The organism is Streptomyces sp. GESEQ-35 (assembly GCF_017948485.1).
Classification (GTDB): domain Bacteria; phylum Actinomycetota; class Actinomycetes; order Streptomycetales; family Streptomycetaceae; genus Streptomyces.
Window position 1 is genome coordinate 111,809 of sequence record NZ_JAFFSX010000012.1, and the last position, 17,479, is coordinate 129,287.

The 17,479-nt window shown below is 70.4% G+C and carries 14 protein-coding genes; 4 read left to right on the top strand and 10 right to left on the bottom strand.

What is annotated here, in order from left to right; genetic code table 11:
* Nucleotides 1–53: 53 nt before the first annotated feature.
* Nucleotides 54–1,352, bottom strand: coding sequence for a cytochrome P450 (locus tag KCH87_RS23800; protein WP_210588245.1), 1,299 nt, complete (start codon nucleotides 1,350–1,352; stop codon nucleotides 54–56).
* Between the two features lie 112 nt (nucleotides 1,353–1,464).
* Entirely contained in the window at nucleotides 1,465–2,451 is a 987-nt protein-coding gene (locus KCH87_RS23805; protein ID WP_210588246.1) for a nucleoside triphosphate pyrophosphohydrolase, read from the bottom strand.
* A 126-nt stretch (nucleotides 2,452–2,577) separates the two neighbouring features.
* On the opposite strand from KCH87_RS23805, the gene KCH87_RS23810 reads away from it, so the two are divergent.
* A complete protein-coding gene (locus KCH87_RS23810; protein ID WP_210588247.1) occupies nucleotides 2,578–3,180 on the top strand; it encodes a carboxymuconolactone decarboxylase family protein in 603 nt (200 codons plus the stop codon).
* Nucleotides 3,177–4,046, top strand: a complete 870-nt coding sequence (locus tag KCH87_RS23815; protein ID WP_210588248.1) for an RNA polymerase sigma-70 factor — start codon at nucleotides 3,177–3,179, stop codon at nucleotides 4,044–4,046. The genes KCH87_RS23810 and KCH87_RS23815 overlap by 4 nt, the downstream gene beginning before the upstream one ends.
* Before the next feature lie 24 nt (nucleotides 4,047–4,070).
* On the opposite strand, the gene KCH87_RS23820 is transcribed toward KCH87_RS23815, so the two are convergent.
* From KCH87_RS23820 to KCH87_RS23835, 4 genes are all read right to left on the bottom strand, one after another.
* On the bottom strand, nucleotides 4,071–4,718 hold the full coding sequence (locus KCH87_RS23820; protein WP_210588249.1) for a SurA N-terminal domain-containing protein: 648 nt from the start codon (nucleotides 4,716–4,718) through the stop codon (nucleotides 4,071–4,073).
* 151 nt (nucleotides 4,719–4,869) lie between these two features.
* Complete coding sequence (locus tag KCH87_RS23825; protein WP_282612980.1) at nucleotides 4,870–6,354, bottom strand: serine/threonine-protein kinase; 1,485 nt, start codon at nucleotides 6,352–6,354, stop codon at nucleotides 4,870–4,872.
* A gap of 38 nt (nucleotides 6,355–6,392) precedes the next feature.
* The gene (locus KCH87_RS23830; protein WP_210588251.1) at nucleotides 6,393–7,007 is read right to left on the bottom strand and encodes a hypothetical protein; all 615 of its coding nucleotides are present in this window, start codon (nucleotides 7,005–7,007) and stop codon (nucleotides 6,393–6,395) included.
* A gap of 192 nt (nucleotides 7,008–7,199) precedes the next feature.
* A complete protein-coding gene (locus tag KCH87_RS23835; protein WP_210588252.1) occupies nucleotides 7,200–7,943 on the bottom strand; it encodes an N-acetyltransferase in 744 nt (247 codons plus the stop codon).
* Between the two features lie 67 nt (nucleotides 7,944–8,010).
* Between KCH87_RS23835 and KCH87_RS23840 the strand changes: the two genes are divergently transcribed.
* Entirely contained in the window at nucleotides 8,011–9,141 is a 1,131-nt protein-coding gene (locus tag KCH87_RS23840; protein WP_210588253.1) for a DUF6183 family protein, read from the top strand.
* 10 nt (nucleotides 9,142–9,151) lie between these two features.
* Here KCH87_RS23840 and KCH87_RS23845 read toward each other — a convergent pair whose 3' ends face one another.
* Nucleotides 9,152–9,877, bottom strand: coding sequence for an HNH endonuclease family protein (locus KCH87_RS23845; protein ID WP_210588399.1), 726 nt, complete (start codon nucleotides 9,875–9,877; stop codon nucleotides 9,152–9,154).
* A 149-nt stretch (nucleotides 9,878–10,026) separates the two neighbouring features.
* On the opposite strand from KCH87_RS23845, the gene KCH87_RS23850 reads away from it, so the two are divergent.
* On the top strand, nucleotides 10,027–10,212 hold the full coding sequence (locus KCH87_RS23850) for an antitoxin (RefSeq protein ID WP_210588254.1): 186 nt from the start codon (nucleotides 10,027–10,029) through the stop codon (nucleotides 10,210–10,212).
* Nucleotides 10,213–10,286: 74 nt separating this feature from the next.
* Here KCH87_RS23850 and mfd read toward each other — a convergent pair whose 3' ends face one another.
* From mfd to KCH87_RS23865, 3 genes are all read right to left on the bottom strand, one after another.
* Nucleotides 10,287–13,817, bottom strand: coding sequence for a transcription-repair coupling factor (gene mfd, locus KCH87_RS23855; protein ID WP_210588255.1), 3,531 nt, complete (start codon nucleotides 13,815–13,817; stop codon nucleotides 10,287–10,289).
* A gap of 276 nt (nucleotides 13,818–14,093) precedes the next feature.
* Entirely contained in the window at nucleotides 14,094–16,658 is a 2,565-nt protein-coding gene (locus tag KCH87_RS23860) for an ABC transporter permease (protein WP_210588256.1), read from the bottom strand.
* Nucleotides 16,655–17,443 carry an ABC transporter ATP-binding protein gene (locus tag KCH87_RS23865; RefSeq protein WP_210588257.1) on the bottom strand — a complete coding sequence of 263 codons (789 nt, stop codon included), beginning with the start codon at nucleotides 17,441–17,443 and terminating at the stop codon, nucleotides 16,655–16,657. The genes KCH87_RS23860 and KCH87_RS23865 overlap by 4 nt, the downstream gene beginning before the upstream one ends.
* Nucleotides 17,444–17,479 lie beyond the last annotated feature (36 nt).

Below are 17,479 nucleotides of genomic sequence, written 5' to 3' on the forward strand. Positions count from 1 at the left end.
GTCACAAGTTAATGCCGCGTAGATCACGTGAAGATCACAGATTTGAAGGCGTGTCACCTTTGCGCAGGTGAGGCGTGTTGGCCAGGTGGCGTGAACTCGACCGGCAGGGTGCGCAGTCCGCGCATGATGAGCCCGCCACGCCATCTCAAATCGGCGGAATCCACCGCGAGTCGGAGGTCCGGGAGGCGGGTGAGGAGGGTGGCGAGGGCGGTCTGGCCCTCCAGACGGGCGAGCGGGGCGCCGAGGCAGTAGTGGATGCCGTGGCCGTATCCGAGGTGCTGGTTGTCTCGGCGGCCGAGGTCGAGGACGTCGGGGTCGGCGAACCGCTCCGGGTCCCGGTCGGCGGCGGCGAGGACGACGAGGACGGGGTCGCCGGGTGCGATGTCCTGCCCGCCGACGGTGAGCGGCTCGGTCGCGAACCGCCAGGTGGCGAGTTCCACGGGGCCGTCGTAGCGCAGGAGTTCCTCGACGCCGGTTTCGAGGAGGGCGGTGTCGTGGGCGGCGAGGGACTTCTGGAGGCGGGCCCGCTGCTCGGGGTGGGTGAGCAGGGCGTATGTGCCGTTCCCGATGAGATTCACCGTGGTCTCGAAGCCGGCGAAGAGGAGGATGAAGGCCATGGCCGCGGCCTCGTTCTCGGTGAGGTACTCGCCGTGGTCCGAGGCGCGGATGAGACCGGAGATGAGGTCCTCGCCGGGCGTGGGTTCGGCGGGGAGGGCCTCGCGCTTGCGGTGGATGAGGTCGGCGAGATAGCCCCGCATCTTCTTCACGGACCGCGCGACTCCGCCTCTGGGGCCGCCTTGATGGCGGATCATCATGCCCGCCCAGTCCCGGAAGTCGTCCTGGTCCTCGCGCGGGACGCCGAGCAGGTCGCAGATCGCGTAGATGGGGAGAGGGAACGCGAACTCGTGGATGAGGTCGGCGGATCCCTTCTCGGCGAACCCGTCGATGAGGTCGTCGGTGAGTTCCTGGACCCGGGGCGCGAACTCGGCGACGCGGCGGGGCGTGAACGCCTTGGAGACGAGCCTGCGCAGCCTGGTGTGGTCCGGCGGATCGATGTTGAGCAGATGCGTCATCAACTCGGCCTTGCGCTCACCGGGGATACCGGTCTTGCCCTTGGCGTGCGCGGGCTCGTCATGATGTGCGGGGTTCTTGGACAGCCGCGGATCGGCGAGCGTCTGCTTGGCGTCGGCGTAACGGGTGACCAGCCAGGCCTCCACGCCGCTGGGCAGCCGCGTCTTGTGGACGGGGGCGTGTTCGCGGAGCCAGGCGTAGGCGGGGTAGGGGTCGCTTGCGAACTCCCAGGTGAAGAGCTCGGGGGGCGGTGGCTGGGTGGGGTGGGGCTGGTCGGTCACCCGTTGACGGTATCCGGCTCGCGGCACGCCGACGCAGGCGCTGCCGCATCCCGGTGAGCGGCGCGTTTCAGTTCTCCGTCGCCGATACCCGTTCCGTCTCCCCGGTGGTGATTCAGTCCCCCGTCACCGACACCCCCTCCACCTCCCTGATCGCATCCCGATAGGCCCGCGCCGCAGCCCGCAGCGCCGCCTCCGGGTCTACGCCGTCCGCCTCGGCGCGGACGGCCAGCGCCAGGAGTTCGTAGCCGATGCCCTCGTCCTGGGGCAGCGGTACGTCCAGTCCCGCCGTGCGTACCCGGGACGTCAGCTTCGCCGCGAGAGCGAGGCCGGGCTGGCCCAGGGGGACGCCGTCGGTGACCGACTGCCGCTGCTTCTCGATCGCCTTGGTGCGCAGCCAGTGCGCCTTGACCTCCTCGGGCGTCGTGGCCGTCTCGTCGCCGAAGACGTGCGGGTGGCGGTGGATGAGCTTGGTGACGATGCCGGCCGCGACGTCGTCGATGGAGTAGGGGGAGTCGGTGTCCTCCTCGGCGATGCGGGCGTGGAAGACGACCTGGAGCAGGACGTCCCCCAGCTCCTCGCGGAGTTCGTCGGCGTCGCCGTCCTCGATCGCCTCGACGAGTTCGTACGCCTCCTCGATCCCGTACTTCGCCAGGCCCTTGTGGGTCTGCTGGGACGACCAGGGGCACTCGACGCGGATCCGGTCCATGACCTGCACGAGGTCGAGGAGGCGGGCGCCCGGCAGGTCGTACGAGGCGGGGAGCAGCTCCAGGTCGGGCATGTGGAAGCGGCCGGAACCGGCGAGGCGCGCGAGGCCGTCCGTCAGGGCCGGCTCGCCCTCGCCCGTGGCGACGACGACCACGGTCCGTCCGCCGGCGCAGACGTCGACCAGTTCCTCGGCGGTCGGGGACGTCTCCTCGACCGATATCCCCGCCTCGCGCAGATAGGGCAGCTGCGGGTGCGCTCCGTCCGCGCACAGCACCCGGTCGGCGGCGTGCAGCGTCTGCCAGGCCGGCCAGGACAGCAGGCCGGGCGCGACCCGGTGGCTGGTGGTGAGCAGGACGATGCGGCCCGGGGCCCGATCTGAGCTGGTTGCGTTCACTCTCCGAACGTAACGCACGCCACTGACGGTGCTCCGAGTTGTCCACAGGCGGCCCGCGCCGGATGTCACATTCGCGGGGACGGCGGTGTCTTCATGTCGAACAGGCCGACACACAGGGAGAACACCATGGCGCTACGTATTCCCAAGGCAGAGCTTCCCGCGGAGCTGAAGGAGAGCATGATCAAGCAGTTCGGTGCGGTGCCCGAACCCTTCGAGGTGACGGCGCACAACATGAAGGTCGCCCAGGACTCCTCGGAGTTCGGGGGCAGGGTGAACGCGTGGGACGGGGCCGACGAGGGCCTCAAGACGTTCGCGCACATGGCGGTCGCGGCCCAGGTCGGCTGTGGCTGGTGCCTTGACATCAACTACTTCCAGGCGCTGAACAAGAACCTGGATCTGACCAAGGCGAGCCAGGTGCCGCGCTGGCGGGAGTCGGAGGTGTTCACGCCGCTGGAGCGGGACGTCCTGGAGTACGCCGAGGCCATGACGAACACGCCGCCGACCGTCACCGACGAGCTGTACGCGGGCCTGCTCGACCGGCTCGGCCCGGCGGCGATGGTCGAGCTCACCGCGTCCATCGGTTTCGCCAACCTGTCGACCAGGAACAACTCGGCGCACGGGATCACGTCGCAGGGCTTCTCCGACGCGTGCGAGCTTCCGCTGGCCGCGCGTCCCGAGAAGCGTCCCGGGAAGCGGCCCGAGACGTCCGGGATGGCGTCGACCGTATGACCGAGGATCCCTTCGTCGCCCACCGCAGCCTGCTGTTCACCGTCGCCTACGAGATGCTCGGGTCGGCGGCCGACGCGGAGGACGTGCTCCAGGAGTCCTGGCTGCGGTGGGCCGACGTCGACCGGGCACAGGTGCGTGACCCGCGCGCGTACCTCGTCAGGATCGTCACCCGGCAGGCGCTCAACCGCCTGCGCACGCTGTCGCGCAGCCGCGAGGAGTACGTCGGCGAGTGGCTGCCGGAGCCCCTGCTGACCAGCCCCGATGTCGCCGACGACGTCGAACTCGCGGAGAGCGTCTCGATCGCGATGCTGACCGTGCTGGAAACGCTCGGACCGACCGAGCGGGCGGTGTTCGTGCTCCGCGAGGTCTTCGACGTGCCGTACGGCGAGATCGCCGAGGCCGTCGGGAAGACCGCCGCCGCGGTGCGGCAGATCGCCCGGCGCGCCCGTGAGCATGTGGCGGCCCGGCAGCCGCGGGTGCGGGTGAGCCGGTCGGAGCAGCAGGCCGTGGTGGATCGGTTCCTGGCCGCGCTGCGCACCGGGCAGCTCCGGGAACTGATGGAGATCATGGCGCCGGACGTCGTCCTGATCACCGACGGCGGCGGGGTCGTGGCGGCCGCGCTCGCTCCGATCCACGGTGCCGGGGTGATCGCCCAGCTGCTCGCCCGGGCGAAGAGCCGGGTGGTGGCCGGCTTCGAGACGACACCGGTCTGGCTCAACGGCGCCCCCGCGGGCCGCCTCGACTTCGACGGCGAGCCCTCCGCGGTGAGCCTCACGGTGGAAGACGGCCGGATCACGCGGATCTACGTGGTGCGCAACCCGCGGAAGCTGACGCGGCTGGATCAACCGGCCGAACTCGCCAGGTGATCCCGCTGCCGCACCTCCGTACCGTTACGCCGTGTCCTGGGTCCCCGTCGCCGTGACCTCCCGTACCCACGGGGTCTCCGCGTCGACGCGGCTGCTCTTCTCGACGTCCCAGGTGCCGTAGCGCGGGTTGAGGTCGACGTTCAGTTCGTCGGAGGCCTGGGACAGGGCCGTCCAGAACGCGGGCTGGCTGGTGTCGGTGCCGAGTCTCTCGGCGAGTTTCTGGGCCTCGAGCTGGAGGCGCAGGTTCTCGTCGAGACGCTCCGGGGGGACGCCGTACTGCTGGAGCCAGGTCGTCTCCAGCGCCTCGGCGCCGCCGGCCTGTTCCTCCAGGGCGCCGCGCATCTGCTGGATCTCCTTGCGGGAGACGGTCACGCCCGCGTCCTGGGCGGCGCGGTGCAGCACCTGGTCGAGGACCATGCCGTGCAGGGTGTCGCGGGTGAGGCTGCCGGTCTTGGCGATGGCCTGCTCGTACTGGGCCTCGTCCGGTACGACCGCCCGCTGGGCCTCGCGCACCTCGCTCACCCTGTTCTCCAGCTGGGAGACGGTGATCCGCTGGCCGCCGACGACGGCTGCCGCGCCGGGATGCGCATCGTTTCCGCAGGCGGTGAGGAGAGGGGCCGCGGTGACGATCGCGGCGGAGAGGAGGAGCGCGGTGCGACGGCGGCGGTGCAAGGAAGCCTCCCGAGGAGATTGTGCGGCGGTGCACAAAGTCTTGCGGTGATCGATGTTAGGCAGTGGCCAAGCTCTGGCCAACCCATTCGACCAACGATTCACCAGGACTTCGGGCACCGGCGTACATATCGGGTGCGCCCGAACGCCGATGTCAGCCCCGTACCTGTCCCAGCCATTGCAGTGTCCGGCGGATGTCCATCGCGAGCGGGTGGCCGGGGCCGTTCAGTCGCTCCACGTCGAGCACCAGCCGGGCGAGTGTGTCGTGGGCGGCGGGGCGGTCGCCGAGGGCGAGGAGGAGGTGGCCGATGCGGCGGCGCACGTCGTGGGAGAGCCGGGGGTCGCCGGCGACGTACTGGTTCTCGTAGTACGGCAGCAGTGCGCGGTACTCCGCGAGCGCCGCCGCCGGTTGGCCGAGCTGTTCGAGGCACTGGGCGGCTTCGTAGCGGAAGCGCAGGGACTGCGGGTCGGACTGGCCGGCCTCGGCGGCGCGTTCGTCGGCGAGGAGGCGCAGTTCGGGCAGCGCACGCCGGTACTGGCCGTCGTCCATGAGCGTGGCCGCGTACTGCTTGCGCAGGGTGCGTACGACCGGGGAGTGCCCGCCGTGCTGTTCGGCGGCGACGGGCAGGATCGCGCCGAGGATGTCGACGGCCTGGGTGATACGGCCCTCGTCGAGGAGGCGCTTGACCTCGTCCACGGCGCCGGCGACGTCCGGTTTTTCGGCGACGGGTGTGACGGGGGCGGGCTGGGGCGCGGGCGTGCGGGCGCGGTCCGGCCAGGGGGCGTGCGGGCGCAGGAAGGGGCGGGTGGGGTCGAGGGGTGCACCGGTGGGCGTCCCTCGCGCGGGCAGGAGCAGCGCCAGGTGCTCGTACACCTCCTGCGCGGAGGCGGGCCGGTGCTGCGGGTCCTTGGCGAGCAGGCGCAGGACGAGTGCTTCGAGCGCCTCCGGCACCTCGGGGCGCAGCCGGCGCACGGGCACCGGCGGCTCGTACAGGTGCCGGTGCAGCACGCCGAGCGCCGTCGACCCGGAGAACGGCACGTCGCCGCTGAGGAGTTCGTGCAGCAGCACCCCCATCGCGTACAGGTCGGTGTACGGGCCGACCGCGCCGCCCATCGCCTGCTCCGGGGCCATGTAGGCGGGTGAGCCGATGGGTGAACCGGTGTGGGTGAGGCGGGTGGTGTCGGTCTCCATGACGGATGCGACGCCGAGGTCGAGGACGGTGACCGTGCCGTCCTGCTTCACCATCACGTTGCGCGGCTTGAGGTCGCGGTGGACGATCGGCACGGCGTGCACGGCGCTGAGCACGGCGCACAGTTGGGCCGCGACCGCGACGGTCCACTGCCACGGGTACGGGTCGTGCGCGGCGAGATGTGCGGCGACGTCGACTCCGTCGACGTACTGCATGACGAGGAACAGTTCGTCGCCCACGCTGCCCGCGTCGTGCACCGTGACCAGCCCGGGGTGGTCGACCTGCGCGGTCACCCGGCACTCGCGCTCGAACCGGCGGCGCAGCTCGTCGGCCTGCTCGCCGGCCACCTTGTCGGGGCGCAGCAGCTTCACCGCCACGCGCCGGTCGAGCCGTTGGTCGTAGGCCGTCCAGACCTGGCCCATGCCGCCCTGCCCGATGAGGGTGGACAGTTCATAGCGGCCGGCGACGACACGTCCTGTCGCCACGGTCACCTTCCGCCCTCGTGGTTGCCGTCGTGCTTGCGCAGGTAGTCACTGAGCTCGTCGAGTTCGGCGCGCACCTGGTCGATACGGGCGGGGGCGGGGCGCTGCGGCGGGGTGGGTATCGGCGGCCGGTCCGTGGGGGTGGCCTGGGGCATCGGGGGCGGGTGGTGCGGGGCGGCCGGGGTCTGCGGTGCGGTGGTGGCGGTGTACGGCGCCGGCGGCCGGGGGTAGCCGTGCCCCGGTACCGGTGTCTGCCCTGCGGCGTACGCGCCGTGGCGGAGCTGGTGGAAGTGGCGTACGTCCGCCGCGATGTAGTAGGCGATCGCCCCCGTCAGCGAACCCAGCAGCAACAGGAGGCCGAGCCAGCCGCCCACGGTGTGTATCTCGTCGCCGGGCTCGGAGCCGAGCAGCACGACCACGAGGATGTCGGTGACGATCAGGGCCCCGAGCAGCAGCCAGTCGCGCAGCTTGCGCGTCACGATCGCCAGGCGCAACAGCATCACCCAGGCGAGGAAGCCGAAGCTGATGATCGAGAGCGCCACGAACACCACACGCAGGAAGATCAGCCACAGCGTCGGGGGCGGCTGCTTCACCGGCTGCGCGTAGCCGTGGCCATGCATGACTGCTCCTGGTGCCTGAAGTGGGCGTACGAGACCCTCCGGCATCGTCCCGCGCGGGCGCGACGTCGGTGGTGCGATTGTCGGTTCGAGCGTATAGGCCGACACGGACAAGCGGTCCCCGGTTGTACCGAACCGTTGTCGTCCTGACCACTCCGGACGCCCTCGTACGTACGCCCCCCCCCGCACCGCCCCTCACACCATGTGCCGCATCCACACGTTGGGTTCGACGTACACGGCGTACCCCTGCTCCGGTTCACACCGCACGGGCACCAGTCCGCCCGGCACCTCGATGTCGCCGGCGGTGTCGAAGGGCAGGCCCGTCCAGCTGCGCCACTGCTCCAGTGATCCGGCGACGGTCATGGACGCCGGGGCGATGGAGTCGATGACGGCGCCGGCGCGGGCGTGGACACGCAGCCAGGGGTCGTGCGGGAGTCCGTCGGGGCGTACGCGGCGGGCGTACTCCTCGATGGGCGTGCGGGGTTCGAGGTGCTTGGCGCTGGGGCGGACCGGGGCGACGACCTCGGCGAAGCCGTGCGCGCGGGCGCCCGCGCGCATCGCGGACAGCATGCGGCCGGACACTCCGCGGCCCTGGACGTGCGGGGCGACGGTGATCGAGATGGCGCTGACGGTGTCGGGGCGTACGCCGCGGCGCAGATCGCCGAAGGCCCACACGAGCACCTCGTCCCAGCCGCGCGCCGGCAGCCGGCCGCGTCCCTCGGCGGCGAGCGCGAACGGCACGCTCTGGGCGTGCGCGACGATCTCACCCGTCTCGTCCTCGGCGAACAGCACATACTCGGGGAGTTCGGCCGCGATGCGCGGATAGTGCGCGTCGCCCACAGCGTCGTTGATCACGAACTCCGGCCAGCTGTTCGCCATCACGGCGACCCGCTCCCGCGCCTCGGGCCGCTCGGCGAGGCTCCATACCTTCAGCTCCATGCGGTCACCGTAGGCGCGGAACGAAAAATACCGGGATCGGTTTTTCGCGCGACCTTAAGCTCACGCCGTGACCGACCGAACAGCGCAGATCCTCTCGCAGCTCCCCCGTAAGAAGAACGTGACGCCGGTGAACGAGGAGGCGGACGCCCGACTCGCCGCCGGGGACGCCACCTTCGTCGGCGACCTGGGCGTCGCGCTGATGAAGGAGCACGCGGCGGACTCCGGCGTCTGGCAGTACCGCGGCGTCTTCGACCATCTACTGCAGCTGCTGGCCACGACGCCCGGCGACGGACACATCGAGCAGGCGCTGCGGCTGGTGACCGCCGCGGCGTCCGTCGTCCCGAAGCGCCATACCCGCTACGCCGCCTCTCTCCTCGCGTCCTGCAAGGAACCCGAGGAACTGGTCCGCGTCTTCGCCGGCGGGCAGGTCGGCGCTCCCGAGGAGCTGCGCGCCTGTCTCGTCCAGGAGTTGGTGCTCAGGGGCGTGGCGATCGAGGAGCTGCCGGAGGTCGCCCGGTGGGTGCGCTCCCCGCACGGGAGCCATCACCCGCTGCGCCGGCTGCCCTTGTCGCTGTCGGTCCTGGAACACGGTCCCCCGCTGCCCGGCTACAGCATCAACGGGAGCAGCGCTTCGCTGCCGTACGGCGACCGCGGCACCCCGGTGCGCCCCCACGGTCGTACGACCGTCCCCGCGGTGACGGAGACGACATCGGAGCCGACCGCTTCGGCCATCGGCGCGGCGGCGGCCAACTGGGCGGCGGAGTCCAACGGCCGTATCGAGGCCCGTACGTTCGAGTCGGCCGAAGCGGTCGACGCGGCTGCCGTGCCGGGTCTGCTGCGGGCAGTGGACCTGGAGTGTCTGCGGGGAGCCGGCGCGGGCAAGGGCGTGGCCGTCTCCTCCTGGGGTCCGGGCCGGGCCTGGGAGGTGCTGTTCGCGGCGGCGTCGAGCGGCGGTGCCTACAACCACGGGGAGTTCGGGGCGTACGGCCGGCTGGCCGCGTGGCGGTCGGTGGCCGGGCTGGTGGGGGTGGCCGAGGACGCGCCGTTCGACGTCGTGGAGCGGCGGGCGCAGGACGTTCAGTGGTACGGCTTCGGCACCGACACCCCGTGGTTCGAGAACGTCGCCTGGGACATCGCGCTGGTGGCAGTCGACGCGGGGCGCCGTGTCGCGGTGCTGGCCGCGACGGACACCGACTGAGCCCGGCCGGTCAGCCTCCGCACTGGCGCAGCATCATCTCCTTGTCGGGTGCCGTCACCGGCATCTCGTACTTCAGGGAGACCTGCGCGAAGCGGACCACGTACGCGCAGCGGATCTGCTTGCTCGGGGGGAGCCAGGACGCGGGGCCGGAGTCGCCCTTGGAGCTGTTGGAACGGCCTTCGGCCGGGATCAGGTTGAGCGGGTCGTTGGCCAGTTGCTCGCGTTTGTCCTCGGACCAGCGTGCGGCGCCCATCTGCCAGCTGTAGGACAGCGGCACCATATGGTCGATCTGCACTTCGGTGGCCTTCTGCTTGCGCCACTCGATGGTCGTCGCGGTGTACGGCTCGTGCAGCGTCATGGAGATGACGACGCAGTCCGAGCCGGAGCGGAAACGGACGTCCTCCCCGTCCCGTTGGAGGAGGTCGTTGCGGGTGTCGCAGCCGTTGCGGGCCAGCGGCACACCGTCCGCCGAGTCCATCCAGGCGTAGCCGAACTCGTCGCGTTCGTAGCCCGTTTTCGGGCCGCGGCCCTTGGTCGCCACCTTCTCGATCAGCGTCCGCGCCTTTGCCCGGTCGGCGTCGGAGGTGAGGGGCGCGAGGCCCGGTTTCGTCCCGTCCGGGTTGTCCAGTGGGCTGGTACCGGAGCCGGAGTGCTCGTTGGAGCTCGATGGCTCGCTGTCCGCCTCGGGCAGATCGACGTTCTCGCAGCCCGCGAGCAGTAGGGCCATGCCCAGCATTACGGCGGCGGTCGCCGCCCCACCCCTGAGTTGTTTCACGTTGTCCCACGGTAGCGGCCTAGAGGTCCAGACCATATAGGGCTTTAATGCGCATTTCGAACACGTCGGGCGTATCGTCGGTGCTGAGTCACCTCCGGAAGGAGATCTGGATGGGCATCTTCGACAGGTTCAAGAGCAACAAGGCGGCGCAGGAGAAAACCAAGGGCATGTCCGACGCCGCGGAAAAGAAGGTCAACGAGAAGACGGGCAACAAGTACGAGAGCCAGGTCGACCAGGCGCAGCAGAAGGCAGAGGGCGCCATGGGCATGGACCGGGACAGGCCCGAACAGCCGTAAGGCCACCAGACTCACGGAGGAGGCCGTCCGCGGAGACTCACCCCCGCGGACGGCTTCACCTGCTCCTTGGGGCCCTACGATCCCAGGATCGACGCCAGGAACTCCCCCACCCACCCGAGCAACTCCCGTCCGACCAACGGCTTCCCGCCCACCTTCGCGGTCTTCGGGCGCGGCACCAGCACCTGGTGGGCGGCCGGCTTGATGACGGTCCCCGGATAGAGCCGCTTCAGGCGCAGTTCCTGCGACTCGCGCAACTCCACCGGTGCGAAGCGGATGTTGTTGCCCTGGAGGACGACCTCGCCGACGCCGCACGCGCGCGCGAGCATGCGCAGTCCGGCCACCAGCAGCAGGTTCTCGACCGGCTCGGGCAGCTTGCCGTAGCGGTCGACGAGTTCCTCGCGTACGGACTTGACGTCCTCCTCCGTGTTGGCGGAGGCGATGGACCGGTAGGCCGCCAGGCGCAGGCGCTCGCCCGGCGCGTAGTCGTGCGGGACGTGTGCGTCGACCGGCAGCTCGATCTTGACCTCCAGCGGCGGCTCCTCCTCCACACCGCCCTCCAGTGAGGCCCGGTAGTCCGCGACCGCCTCGCCGACCATCCGTACGTACAGGTCGAAGCCGACGCCCGCGATATGGCCGGACTGCTCGCCGCCCAGGAGGTTTCCGGCGCCGCGGATCTCCAGGTCCTTCATGGCGACGTACATGCCCGCGCCCATCTCGGTGTGCTGGGCGATGGTCGCGAGCCGCTCGTGGGCGGTCTCGGTCAGCGGCTTCTCCGGCGGGTAGAGGAAGTACGCGTATCCGCGCTCGCGCCCACGGCCCACCCGGCCGCGCAGCTGGTGCAGCTGGGAGAGACCGAAGTTGTCGCCGCGCTCCACGATCAGGGTGTTGGCGTTGGAGATGTCGATGCCCGACTCCACGATCGTCGTCGAGACGAGCACGTCGTACCGCTTCTCCCAGAAGTCGACGACGACCTGCTCCAGTGCCTGCTCCGACATCTGGCCGTGGGCCGTCGCGATCCGCGCCTCGGGGACGATCTCCCGCAGCCGCGCCGCCGCCCGGTCGATCGACTCGACGCGGTTGTGGATGTAGAAGACCTGGCCCTCGCGCAGGAGTTCACGGCGGATGGCCGCGCCGATCTGCTTCTCCTCGTACGGCCCGACGAAGGTCAGCACCGGGTGGCGCTCCTCCGGGGGTGTCGTGATCGTCGACATTTCCCTGATGCCGGTGACCGCCATCTCCAGGGTGCGCGGGATCGGGGTCGCGGACATCGTCAGCACGTCGACGTTCGCGCGCAGCTTCTTCAGCTGCTCCTTGTGCTCGACGCCGAAGCGCTGCTCCTCGTCGACGATGACCAGGCCGAGGTCCTTGAACTTGGTCTCGGCGGAGAACAGCCGGTGCGTGCCGATGACGATGTCCACCGAGCCTTCGCGCAGGCCCTCCAGGGCGGCCTTCGCCTCGGTGTCCGTCTGGAAGCGGCTCAACGCCCTTACGTTGACCGGGAACTGGGAGTACCGCTCGCTGAAGGTCCCGAAGTGCTGCTGCACCAGGAGCGTCGTCGGGACGAGGACCGCGACCTGCTTGCCGTCCTGGACGGCCTTGAAGGCGGCGCGGACCGCGATCTCCGTCTTGCCGTAGCCGACGTCGCCGCAGATCAGGCGGTCCATGGGGACCGTCTTCTCCATGTCGTCCTTGACCTCGGCGATGGTGGTGAGCTGGTCGGGCGTCTCCACGTACGGGAAGGCGTCCTCCAGCTCGCGCTGCCACGGGGTGTCCGCGCCGAAGGCGTGACCGGGCGCCGCCATCCGCGCGCTGTAGAGCTTGATCAGATCGGCGGCGATCTCCTTGACCGCCTTCTTCGCGCGGGCCTTCGTCTTCGTCCAGTCGGCGCCGCCGAGCCGGTGCAGGGTCGGGGCCTCGCCGCCGACGTACTTGGTGATCTGCTCCAGCTGGTCGGTGGGGATGTACAGGCGGTCGCCGGGCTGGCCGCGCTTGGCGGGCGCGTACTCCACGACCAGGTACTCACGGGTCGCGCCCTGCACCGTGCGCTGCACCATCTCGATGTACCGGCCCACACCGTGCTGCTCGTGCACGATGTAGTCGCCCGCCTCCAGGGTCAGCGGGTCGATGGTCTTGCGGCGGCGGGCGGGCATCCGGGCGCCGTCCTTGCCGGCCGCCTTCTGCCCGGAGAGGTCGGTCTCGGTGAGGACCGCGAGCTTCAGCGCCGTATCGACGAATCCGTAGTCGATCGAGCCGCACGCCACATGGACGACCGACGGGGAGATCTCCCCGAGCTCCGCGTCGAGCCGGGCCGCGATGCCCTCGCCGCCCAGCACCTCGACCGTACGGGCCGCCGGGCCGTGGGCCTCGGTGACGTACACCGTGCGCCAGCCGTCGGCGAGCCAGCCCTTGGTGTCGGCGAGGGCACGCGCGGTGTCCCCGCGGTACGACTCCGGCGCGTGCATGCCGAGCTTGAGCGTGTCCGCGTCCAGCTCCTCGTCCGCCGCGAACGGCGACACCGACCACCACATCATGTCCAGCTCACGTGCCCGCTCCCGGACGTCCGCGATGGACCACAGGGAGGCCGCGCCGACGTCGATCGGCGCGTCGCCGCCGCCTGCCGTCGCCGCCCAGGAGGCCTGGAGGAACTCCTGCGACGTCGCCACGAGATCCGAGGCACGCGTGCGTACCCGCTCCGGATCGCATACGACGGCCATGGCGCCCTTCGGCAGTACGTCGATCAGCAGCTCCATGTCGTCGACCAGGACCGGCGCGAGGGACTCCATGCCCTCCACCGCGATCCCCTCGGCGATCTTGCCGAGCAGCTCGCCCAGCTCGGGGTGGGCTTCGGCGAGGGCACGCGCGCGTGCGCGGACGTCGTCCGTGAGCAGCAGTTCGCGGCAGGGCGGGGCCCACAGGCCGTGCTCGGCGACCTCCAGGGAGCGCTGGTCGGCGACCTTGAAGTAGCGGATCTCCTCGACGTCGTCGCCCCAGAACTCCACCCGCAGGGGGTGTTCCTCGGTGGGCGGGAAGACGTCCAGGATGCCGCCTCGTACGGCGAACTCGCCCCGCTTCTCGACGAGCTCCACGCGCGCGTACGCGGCGGCGGCGAGGGCGTCCACGATGGCGTTCAGGTCGGCGGTCTGACCGGTGCGCAGGGCGACCGGTTCGAGGTCGCCGAGGCCCTTGACCTGGGGCTGGAGCACGGATCGTACGGGCGCTACGACGACGGAGACCGGGCCCGTCTCGGGGTCGTCGGCCCTGGGGTGGGCCAGGCGGCGCAGGATGGCGAGGCGGCGGCCCACGGTGTCGCTGCGGGGGCTCAGGCGCTCGTGCGGGAGGGTTTCCCAGGACGGGTACTCCGCGATGCCCTCCGGGGGGAGGAGGGAGCGGAGGGCCGCCGCCAGGTCCTCGGCCTCGCGGCCCGTCGCCGTCACCGCGAGGACGGGGCGGCCGGACTCGCGGGCCAGGGCGGCCACCGCGAAGGGGCGGGCCGCCGGGGGGCCGACGAGGTCGACGTGCATGCGGTTGCCGTCTGCGGCCGCCTTGGTCGCTTCCGTGAGGGCGGTGTCCTTGACGATGGCGTCGAGCAGACCGTGCAGGCTCATGTGGAGGGGGCTTCCGTCCGGGGGGTGGGCAACGCGAAGGGCCCGACTCGTCGCACGGGCCGGGGGTCCTCCAGCGTACGTCGGCGGCGGCGCGGGCGTCGGGGGCTGTGGATAACGTCCGCTTCTTGGGTGCCCGGCGTCGGTGTCGGCCCACCACCCGACTCGGTCGGCTGAAAAGGTCGGCTCGAAAAGCCACAGAACGAGAGCCCGGCGCCGAAGAGTCCCCCAAGACTCCCCGGCACCGGGCCCTTCCCCCGCAACCCCCGTATGCGGTGGCTATTCGGTCGCGATGGCGTTCAGGACGTTCATGCGACCCGCCCGGAACGCCGGGACCAGTGCGGCGAACAGGCCCACGAAGGCCGAGCCGATGAAGACGCCGCCGATGGTGACCCAGGGGATCTCCAGGACGTTCAGGCCCTCCAGGGCGAGCAGCTTCTGCGCTGTCGCGCCCCAGCCCATTCCCAGCCCGAGGCCGAGCAGGGCGCCGAACAGGGCGATCACCACCGACTCCATACGGATCATCCGGCGCAGCTGGCGGCGCGAGAGGCCGATGGCCCGCATCAGGCCGATCTCCCTCGTGCGCTCCACCACCGAGAGGGCCAGGGTGTTCACCACGCCCAGGACGGCCACGATGATCGCCAGGGCGAGGAGGCCGTAGACCATGTTCAGAAGCTGGCCGACCTGGTCCTTCAGTTCCTGCTTGTAGTCGGTCTGGTCGCGGACCTGGTACTGCGGGTACGGCTCCAGGGACTTCTTCAGGGCGGCGTACGCCTGGTCCTGCTGACCGTCCTTGGCCTTGGCGAACATGATCTCGTTCGGCGGGATCTTGTCGGCGGGCACGTACTTCCGCATCGTCTCGATGCTGGTGTAGAGCGCGCCCTGGTCGATGGCGGTGTCGTCGTCGGTGATGGCGGCGACCTTGAGCTTCGCCGTCTCGCCGCCCTTGAAGGCGACGGTGATGGTGTCGCCGACGCGGACCCCGTGCTTCTTGGCGTAGTCGGTGCCGACCGACATGGCGTCCTTGCCGTACGCGGCCGTCAGGGTGCCCGCCGTGGTGGGGCGGCGCAGGTCCTCGGCGTACGTCGGGTCGGCGGCGGTGAGGCCGGAGTCGTCGGTCTTGCCGTCCGGGGAGGTGAGCGTGGCGTCGACGTCCTTGTAGGAGGTGACGTGGGCCAGGCCCGGGCTCTGCTCCATCGCCTTCTGGGCCTGCGGCACGATCCGCTGGTTGCCCTGGACGATGAAGTCCGCGCCGACCGACTTGTCGAGCTCGCTGGTGGCCGAGGCGACCATCGAGGAGCCGACGACCGACAGACAGGCGACCAGTGCGAGGCCGATCATCAGGGCCGCGGCCGTGGCGCCGGTACGACGCGGGTTGCGCAGCGCGTTCCGCTCGGCCATGCGGCCGACGGGACCGAAGGCCCGCAGCAGCACCGCGCTGATCACCCGGACGACCGCTCCCGCCAGCAGCGGACCGATCACGACGAAGCCGATGAGGGAGAGGACGATCCCGGCGCCCAGCATCAGCGCGCCCTCGCTCGCCTTGTCGGCGGAGGCCGCCGTGTACAGGGCGAGCCCGCCTGCGCCCGTGAGCACCACGCCGATCACGCCCCGGATCCAGCCCGCCTTCACATCGGCCGGCATACCGGCGTCGCGCAGCGCGGCCATCGGCGAGACCTTGCCGGCGCGGCGGGCCGGCAGGTAGGCGGCGAGGACGGTGACGACGACACCCAGGATCACACCGGCGATCGGGGTGCTGATCTTCACGGTGAGGTCGTCGGTGGAGAGGTTCATGCCGGCCATCGACATGAGCTTCATCAGGCCGATGGCGATACCGACACCGGCGGCCACACCGAGGAGGGAGCCGACGACGCCCAGGAACAGCGCCTCGACCAGCACGGAACGGTTGACCTGCTTACGGGACGAACCGATGGCCCGCATCAGGCCGATCTCGCGGGTGCGCTGGGCGACCAGCATCGAGAAGGTGTTGATGATCAGGAAGATGCCGACGAGGAAGGCGATCCCGGCGAAGCCGAGCATGGCGTACTTGATGACGTCCATGAACTCGCCGACGCCCTCGCGGTTCTCGTCCGCGGCCTCCTGCTGCGTCTGGACCTTGAACGTACCGTCCAGCGCCTGTGTGACGTTCTGCTTGAGCTGCGCGTCGGAGACACCCGTCGCCGCGGTGACGTTGAACTGCGTGAACCGGCCGGTGGAGCCGAGGAGTTCGCGCTGTGCGGTGGCGGTGTCGAAGTAGACGACGGAGGCGCCGGGGTTGGTCACCTTGAAGGTGGCGATGCCGACGATCTTCGCGGTGAAGTCACCGGTCTGCGCGATGGTGCGCAGTTCGTCGCCCAGCTTCAGGTCGTGCTTGTCGGCGGTGTCGGCGTCGACCATCACCTCGGTCGGCCCGCGCGGGGCGTGTCCGGAGGTGACCTCCATCGAACGCAGGTCGTTCTTCGTCCAGTTGCCCGCGATGGTCGGGGCGCCGGTCGTGGACCCCATGTTCTTGTTGTCGCTGTTGACGACGGTCACGTTCATCGAACTGACCGCGCCCTCGGCCGAGTTGACGCCGTCGGCCTGCCGGGCCTGCGCCAGCAGCGAGGCGGGCAGCGACTCGGGAACGCCGTTCTGCGGGGTCTCGTCGGTCTTGGCCTCCTTCGGGGAGACCGTCACGTCGGACGAGGTGGTCGCGAAGAGCTTGTCGAACGTCGTGTTCATGGTGTCGGTGAACACGAGCGTCCCGCACACGAACGCCACCGACAGCAGCACGGCCACGGCCGACAGGGCCATCCGCCCCTTGTGCGCAAAGAAGTTGCGCATCGAGGTCTTCAGGACGGTCATGACGTACGCCCCCGGGCGTCGAAGTCCTTCATCCGGTCGAGGACGGCGTCGGCGGTCGGCTTGTACATCTCGTCGACGATGCGACCGTCGGCGAGGTACAGCACGCGGTCGGAGTACGAGGCCGCGACCGGGTCGTGGGTGACGATCACGATGGTCTGCCCGAGCTCGTCGACGGAGCGCCGCAGGAAGCCGAGCACCTCGGCGCCGGCTCGCGAGTCCAGGTTTCCGGTCGGCTCGTCACCGAAGATGATCTCGGGCCGGGCGGCCAACGCCCGTGCCACGGCGACACGTTGCTGCTGTCCGCCGGAGAGCTGGGTCGGCCGGTGCTTGAGCCGGTCACTCAGCCCCACGGTGTCGACGACCCGCCCCAGCCACGCCTTGTCGGGCTTCCGCCCGGCGATGTCCATGGGCAGGGTGATGTTCTCTATGGCGTTGAGCGTCGGCAGCAGGTTGTACGCCTGGAAGATGAACCCGATCCGGTCCCGGCGCAGCTGCGTGAGCTTCTTGTCCTTGAGCCCGGTGATCTCGGTGTCGTCGAGGTAGATCTGCCCGGACGTCACGGTGTCGAGCCCGGCGAGGCAGTGCATGAGAGTGGACTTGCCGGACCCGGAGGGGCCCATGATCGCGGTGAACTGTCCGCGAGCGATGTCCACGTCCACCTGGTCGAGGGCGACGACACGGGTCTCACCGGACCCGTACGCCTTGACGACCTGCCGCGCCCGCGCGGCAACGGCCGTACGCCCTCCAGTGCCCCCGTGCCTGGGAATGGTCACAGCCGATGTCACGGTATGTCTCCTATGTCGGTCAGCGTATGAAGCGTG

Excerpts from the sequence above, each read along its gene's own strand:
- KCH87_RS23810 (WP_210588247.1), top strand. The coding sequence starts at position 2,578 with ATGGCGCTACGTATTCCCAAGGCAGAGCTTCCCGCGGAGCTGAAGGAG.
- KCH87_RS23845 (WP_210588399.1), bottom strand. The coding sequence starts at position 9,877 with ATGCTGGGCATGGCCCTACTGCTCGCGGGCTGCGAGAACGTCGATCTG.
- KCH87_RS23835 (WP_210588252.1), bottom strand. The coding sequence starts at position 7,943 with ATGGAGCTGAAGGTATGGAGCCTCGCCGAGCGGCCCGAGGCGCGGGAG.
- KCH87_RS23815 (WP_210588248.1), top strand. The coding sequence starts at position 3,177 with ATGACCGAGGATCCCTTCGTCGCCCACCGCAGCCTGCTGTTCACCGTC.
- KCH87_RS23850 (WP_210588254.1), top strand. The coding sequence starts at position 10,027 with ATGGGCATCTTCGACAGGTTCAAGAGCAACAAGGCGGCGCAGGAGAAA.
- mfd (WP_210588255.1), bottom strand. The coding sequence starts at position 13,817 with ATGAGCCTGCACGGTCTGCTCGACGCCATCGTCAAGGACACCGCCCTC.
- KCH87_RS23860 (WP_210588256.1), bottom strand. The coding sequence starts at position 16,658 with ATGACCGTCCTGAAGACCTCGATGCGCAACTTCTTTGCGCACAAGGGG.
- KCH87_RS23830 (WP_210588251.1), bottom strand. The coding sequence starts at position 7,007 with ATGCATGGCCACGGCTACGCGCAGCCGGTGAAGCAGCCGCCCCCGACG.